Here is a 4445-nt window from a genome sequence, read left to right as displayed (position 1 = left end):
GGTCCACGGCGGCCGCGGCTCGGGCTGGGCCTCGGGCGGTGAGCAGGGGGGCGGGCTGGTCGAGGGTGCGGGCGAGGGCGATGGTGCGGCGGATCGCACGCGTGATGCGCTCGTAGGCAGAAGCGAGGTCGAGGGCTTTGGCCGGGGCGGGCTGGAGCTGCGCGGGGGTGGGCTGTGTGGCCTGGCGCGGGAGGGCGCGGGCGAGGGTGGTGCCGATCTCGATCAGCTCGTGCAGGACCTCGCGGTAGTAGGCCGTGTCCGCCTCGCGCTGCTGGGCGGCGGCGTCGTGGGCTGGGTCGGTCAGGGCGGGGGTGGCGGACATCGGGGAGGATAGGCGAGTTTCCCACACGCGGCGTCAAGGGGTGGGGTGCAGGGCCATCGCATATGGCCTACGAGGGATCGCTTTCCTTGTCCGGTTATTCACGTTTTCTGCGCACTCGAAGTCGTGGATGCCCGGCCGGAGCCTGTCCTCGGGCTCGACCCGAGGGCCGGGCGTGACGAGGTCAGATTTCAAACTGGGACACCACCCATTTGTGCAACGACTTGTCGGCTTGTGCTACACTGGTTGCATGGAACCGATCTACAGCGATCACAGCCGCATCGACGCGCGCAGCCTTGCCATGCACCGGCTGGTTGCGGCAAAGCTGCGCGCCAATCCTGCCATTCTGGACGAGGCGCGCGACACGCTGCGCCGCTGGCAGAAGATGGACGGAAGCCCGGCGCTGGCGCTGTCCGAGTGGGAGAACATCCTGAGCGCCCCGGTCGCCCAGGTTTCCCAGTTTCTTGAGGAGCGTTCCGAGAGGGCGAACCGGCTGCGGCAGTCCAGCCCCTTTGCCGGTGTCCTGACCGACGCCGAGCGGCGAACCATCTATGAATCGTTTGCAACTCGAACATATCATCCGGGCGGCCAGCCAGATTTCGGGTAATGCCGAGATCGTCGTCATCGGGAAGTCATCCACGCGCAAAGCGTGAGGCTGCCGCCGATTGCCTTCCAGTCGCTCGAAGCGGACGTGTATCCGCGCAACTATCCCGAACGCGCCGACGAGATCGACGCGATGATCGGCGAGCTTTCACAGTTCCACAGGACATATGGCTACTACGCGCGTGGCATCGCGCCAACGACCGCCACTCTCCCGGCAGGATGGGAGCAGCGCGTTGTCCGCATCAGCGGCCCAAACACGGGCGGCGCGACCGGGCTTTGCATCGAGGTAAATGACCTCGCGCTGTCGAAATACGTGGCGGGCCGGGAGGGGGATTTGGCGTTCAACCGCGAGCTTGCGAAGTACGGCATCGTCAGCAAGCGGAAGCTCACGCGGTTGCTGCCGACCATGCCGATTGACGATGAACGCAAGCGCCTCGTTCTTGACCGCATCAAGCAGGACTTCGCCGCCGCCAATCCGCGACGTGCCCCGAAGCCGACCTGGTGACGGTTGCGAGATTCAACATTGGCGCAACGATTTTGCGGCCTGCCGCTCTGTGCTACAATCCCTGCATGGGGAAACCGCAAGATGATCCTGTGTTGACCCGCTTCCGCACCGCTGTGACGGAAATCTACGGCGAGCGCGTGGAACGTGTCGTGCTGTTCGGGTCGCGAGCGCGGGGCGATGCGAAGCCGGATTCCGATTACGATATTGCCGTTTTCATCAGGGACGCGGGCACCTTCACCGACGAGAGCGCGCGCATCGCATTGTGGCGTGCAGATCGAGTTCGCCCGGCTCACGAGGCCGAGCGGCGCATCGGGCGCGACCAGTCCGCCTTCCTCGATGTCGATACCAGTCAGATTGCCGATGCCGACGCGGAAGCCGAGCTTGCCGCCCGCGCCGGTAAGCGCGAACCAGAACCCGCACAGCCCTAGCCGCCTGGCTCACGTTCCTGCAAGGGCATTGCATTTGTCTACACAATCATGTAGAATTCACTGTGAATAGGCTGGTTTCGGGATTCGAGTGGGACGACGGCAATCTGGCGCATTGCTGGAAACACGGCGTTTCTCGGCCAGAGATCGAGGGATTGTTCACCGGCCCGGTTATCGTCCTGCCCGACTCTGGCCATTCCCAAACCGAGCAACGGTTCAGGGCCATCGGCAGGACAGGCGACGGGCGGGCCGTGTTCGTAGTCTTCACTGTCAGGGAGCGCGGTGGGCGAAGGTATATTCGCCCCGTCAGCGCCCGCTACATGCACCGCGAGGAGATTGAAAGCTATGAAGAAGAAAATCCCAACCTTTGAAACAGACAAGCAGGCTCAGGAGTTTGTCGATACCGCCAGTCTTGTGGAATACGACCTGTCAGGCGGAACGCCTGTCCAGTTTGAATTTGAGCCTAAGTCCGGGCATCTCAACATGCGCGTTCCGCAACCCCTACTCGACGCGGTGAAGGAACGCGCCCGCGTCCGGGGCATCCCCTACACGCGGTTCATCCGGCAACTGATGGAGCGCGAGGTTTCCCAGCCCATAAAGCCGTCGCCAGCTCCGCCGCGATGACGGCCCCGGCAGCGCGAGGACAGGCCGGGGGCCGCCTCCTGAAGGTTGACCGCCAGCGGACTGAAAAGTAGCTTGCTGCGATGAGCCGGGCGATTCTCGCCGCCATGCTTCTCCTTGAAGGTTCCTCCGCCCTTGCGCAGGAGCCGACAAACTGCATGCCGATACACTTTGCCAGAGGTCAGTCCTTTGCGACCGTAAGGGGGGCAGTCGGCTCGGATGAGCCATTTCCTTGTTACACGCTTGACACTGGCAAGGGTCAGACAGCCACATTGAAGTTCACTAAGACGAACGGAAATATGGCCTTCAGCATTTACGGCCTCGTCGATGACCGTGATAGCTATTCCTTCAAGACGGAAGCGAAAACTTACAAATTCGTCGTGTTCCAAAACATGCGCGCCACACCTGATCCCTTTGCGCTGATGGTGTCGGTAAGGCTGATGGTGTCGGTAAGATAGCACGCCTGATGTGGTACCACCTGGGCGAGGCCCGCCAAGTGGTCTGTTCGACGAAGCGGATTCCCGAAATTCAAGGATACCGTTGAAAAACTCCCGGCAACAGCCGAAAGCGGCCACTTCTTCCGCGGGCGGACCGAGCCGGGCACTGAAAAGCTTGGCTTTTGTCGATGCGGCTCCGGTCCGAGAGGCGGTCGGGAGGAGCCGGCGCGAGTTTTTCAACAGCATTCGAGAATTCTGAAAGCGGCACTCGCTGCATCCCTGAGCGCATCCTACGCGAGGTATGGTGTCATCTCGCACCGACCCTCGTTTGGATGTAGATAGGAACTGTCAAGGCCGTGCGAGGGGGGAGCGGGTATGAGCTCGGTCTGGTCGTTCGTCGCCAAGCCCAAGAACCGCCAGGTCCTCTCCTGGCTCGGGAGCGGGCTGGTGGCGCTCGCCGTCGGAGCCTGGGCGGTGGTGACCTACATCTGGCCCGCGCACGATGACGGCGCTAAATGCGTCTCCGCCCAGCAGGGCAGCGTCGCTGCCGGGCATGACGTTCGGGGCGCCACAATCACCTACAACGGCGGCGCGCCGACGGGTGTAGGCAATAGCGGAACGGTGGCGTCATGCGCCGATACCGCCAAGAAGTAGCGGCCTTCGCCGCGGTGGTCTTAGTCGCCGGGTTCGTCGGGCGGGCCTCGGTCGCGGCCGCCGCTGACCCGACGGTCACCGCGAGCGCGTGCAGCGTCGCCGCCGGACACGACGCCAGCCACATCACGCAGACCTGCAACTTCGGGCTCACGCCGGAGCAGCTGAGGGAGGCGACACGGGCGGCAGTAGAGGAAGCCAAAGCGACAGCGGAGGGTCAAACGAAGGCAGCGGTCGCGGGCGTGACGGAGGCCTTGCAGGGCACAATCGACCGGATCAGGAAGCAACTCGGCGTAACCGAGGAAGCGGCCAAAACGCTGCTGCGCATCGTCGGCGAGCAGACGGACGTTCCAGACGAGCGACTGGGCGAGGTGCTGACCAAGGTCGCCCTCGACTACAAGCGGCTGCAGGCCCAGGTGGCAGCACTCAACCCGGACAACCCCACGGCGCGCGGTTTCGTCGAGCGCGCCAAGACGGAGATCGCCGCCGGTCGCTTCGAGGCGGCTCATCAGCTGCTTGCGCAGGCGCGGCAGGCCCAGATCGTGGCGGCCCAGGAGGCACGCAAGCTGCGCGAGCAGGCGCAGGTCGCGGAGGATGCACAGCTGCTCGGGGCCGCGGCATCGACCGCCACCGAGGGTGATTTGGCCATGACGGAGCTGCATTACGCGCAGGCAGCCGACCTGTTCGGGCAGGCGGCGGAGCTGGTGCCGCCCGGGCATGTGGACGAGGCGACGGGCTACCGCGAGCGTCAGGCCGATGCGCTCTACCGCGAGGGCGACGAGCACGGCACCAACGCCGCTCTGAGCGCGGCCATCGAGACGTGGAAGCTTGTCTTGCAGCAGCGTCCCCGCGAGCGGGTGCCGCTCGACTGGGCGATGACGCAG

At 64.4% G+C, this 4445-nt stretch carries 9 protein-coding genes; 8 read left to right on the top strand and 1 reads right to left on the bottom strand.

The window, feature by feature from the left end; genetic code table 11:
* On the bottom strand, positions 1-322 hold a 322-nt coding region (locus JOZ79_RS10225; RefSeq protein ID WP_294073798.1), incomplete at its 3' end, for a hypothetical protein.
* A gap of 247 nt (positions 323-569) precedes the next feature.
* On the opposite strand from JOZ79_RS10225, the gene JOZ79_RS10220 reads away from it, so the two are divergent.
* The 8 genes from JOZ79_RS10220 to JOZ79_RS10185 all read left to right on the top strand — a co-directional run.
* Positions 570-926: a hypothetical protein gene (locus tag JOZ79_RS10220; protein WP_294073796.1), complete on the top strand. Its 357-nt coding sequence runs from the start codon at positions 570-572 to the stop codon at positions 924-926.
* 42 nt (positions 927-968) lie between these two features.
* Positions 969-1427 (top strand): hypothetical protein, encoded by a 459-nt coding sequence (locus JOZ79_RS10215; RefSeq protein ID WP_294073794.1) that lies wholly within the window; start codon positions 969-971, stop codon positions 1425-1427.
* A 92-nt stretch (positions 1428-1519) separates the two neighbouring features.
* A complete protein-coding gene (locus JOZ79_RS10210) occupies positions 1520-1855 on the top strand; it encodes a nucleotidyltransferase domain-containing protein (RefSeq protein ID WP_294073792.1) in 336 nt (111 codons plus the stop codon).
* Positions 1856-1917: 62 nt separating this feature from the next.
* Positions 1918-2223 (top strand): BrnT family toxin, encoded by a 306-nt coding sequence (locus JOZ79_RS10205; RefSeq protein WP_294073790.1) that lies wholly within the window; start codon positions 1918-1920, stop codon positions 2221-2223.
* Complete coding sequence (locus JOZ79_RS10200; protein WP_294073788.1) at positions 2198-2476, top strand: CopG family antitoxin; 279 nt, start codon at positions 2198-2200, stop codon at positions 2474-2476. The genes JOZ79_RS10205 and JOZ79_RS10200 overlap by 26 nt, the downstream gene beginning before the upstream one ends.
* Positions 2477-2556: 80 nt before the next feature.
* The gene (locus JOZ79_RS10195; RefSeq protein WP_294073786.1) at positions 2557-2931 is read left to right on the top strand and encodes a hypothetical protein; all 375 of its coding nucleotides are present in this window, start codon (positions 2557-2559) and stop codon (positions 2929-2931) included.
* Positions 2932-3285: 354 nt separating this feature from the next.
* Entirely contained in the window at positions 3286-3564 is a 279-nt protein-coding gene (locus tag JOZ79_RS10190; protein WP_294073784.1) for a hypothetical protein, read from the top strand.
* A partial coding sequence (locus JOZ79_RS10185; RefSeq protein WP_294073782.1) for a hypothetical protein occupies positions 3540-4445 on the top strand: 906 nt, incomplete at its 3' end. The genes JOZ79_RS10190 and JOZ79_RS10185, both read left to right, overlap by 25 nt.

This window comes from Sphingomonas sp. (assembly GCF_019242355.1).
Classification (GTDB): Bacteria; Pseudomonadota; Alphaproteobacteria; order Sphingomonadales; family Sphingomonadaceae; genus Sphingomicrobium.
Note: the sequence above shows the minus strand (reverse complement) of the source record. Positions and strands in the feature narration are given on the sequence as shown.

Bases quoted from the DNA above. Each gene is read 5' to 3' on its own strand.
- JOZ79_RS10220 (WP_294073796.1), top strand. From the start codon at position 570: ATGGAACCGATCTACAGCGATCACAGCCGCATCGACGCGCGCAGCCTT.
- JOZ79_RS10200 (WP_294073788.1), top strand. From the start codon at position 2,198: ATGAAGAAGAAAATCCCAACCTTTGAAACAGACAAGCAGGCTCAGGAG.
- JOZ79_RS10195 (WP_294073786.1), top strand. From the start codon at position 2,557: ATGAGCCGGGCGATTCTCGCCGCCATGCTTCTCCTTGAAGGTTCCTCC.
- JOZ79_RS10190 (WP_294073784.1), top strand. From the start codon at position 3,286: ATGAGCTCGGTCTGGTCGTTCGTCGCCAAGCCCAAGAACCGCCAGGTC.